Annotated in this window: 1 protein-coding gene; it reads left to right on the top strand. The window is 59.5% G+C overall.

Annotated elements, in window-relative coordinates:
- A partial coding sequence (gene tuf / locus ACR0KJ_RS19435) for an elongation factor Tu (protein ID WP_480627458.1) occupies positions 1-1,106 on the top strand: 1,106 nt, incomplete at both ends.

The following is a 1,106-nucleotide window of genomic DNA, read 5'->3' as shown; positions in this document are numbered from 1 at the left end:
ATGGCAAAGGAAAAGTTTGAGCGTACAAAACCGCACGTCAACATCGGCACGATTGGCCACGTTGACCATGGTAAAACGACGCTGACCGCAGCAATCACCAAGTATTTCGGTGACTTCAAAGCGTATGACCAGATCGACGGCGCGCCGGAAGAGAAAGCGCGCGGCATCACCATCTCGACCGCCCACGTGGAATACGAGACCGACAACCGCCACTATGCGCACGTTGACTGCCCCGGCCACGCCGACTACGTCAAGAACATGATCACCGGTGCCGCCCAGATGGACGGCGCGATCCTGGTTGTGAACGCCGCTGACGGCCCGATGCCGCAAACGCGTGAGCACATCCTGCTGGGCCGCCAGGTTGGCATCCCGAAGATGGTCGTGTTCCTGAACAAAGTTGACCAGGTTGACGACGAAGAGCTGCTGGAACTGGTTGAGATGGAAGTTCGCGAACTGCTGTCCAGCTACGAATACCCCGGCGACGATATTCCGATCGTTGCAGGTTCGGCTCTGGCCGCGATGGAAGGCAACAACCCGGAAATCGGCGAAGAGAAGATCAAGGAACTGATGGCGGCTGTTGATGACTACATCGACACCCCTGAGCGTGCCGTTGACCAGCCGTTCCTGATGCCGATCGAAGACGTGTTCTCGATCTCGGGCCGTGGTACCGTTGTGACCGGCCGTGTCGAGCGTGGCGTGATCAACGTTGGCGACGAGATCGAAATCGTCGGCATCCGCGACACCGCGAAAACCACCTGCACCGGCGTTGAAATGTTCCGCAAGCTGCTGGACCGCGGTGAAGCAGGCGACAACATCGGCGCCCTGCTGCGCGGTGTGGATCGTGACGGCGTTGAGCGTGGCCAGGTTCTGTGTAAGCCGGGTTCGGTTACACCGCACACCAAGTTCGAAGCCGAAGCCTACATCCTGACCAAGGAAGAAGGCGGTCGTCACACCCCGTTCTTCGCGAACTACCGTCCGCAGTTCTACTTCCGTACAACTGACGTGACCGGCACCGTGACCCTGGCGGAAGGCACCGAGATGGTCATGCCCGGCGACAACGTGTCGTTCGGCGTTGAGCTGATCGCACCGATCGCGATGGAAAACGG

The organism is Ruegeria sp. AD6, from assembly GCF_056542325.1.
The sequence above is the reverse complement of the archived record's forward strand: the minus strand, read 5'-3'. Positions and strand labels throughout refer to the sequence as shown.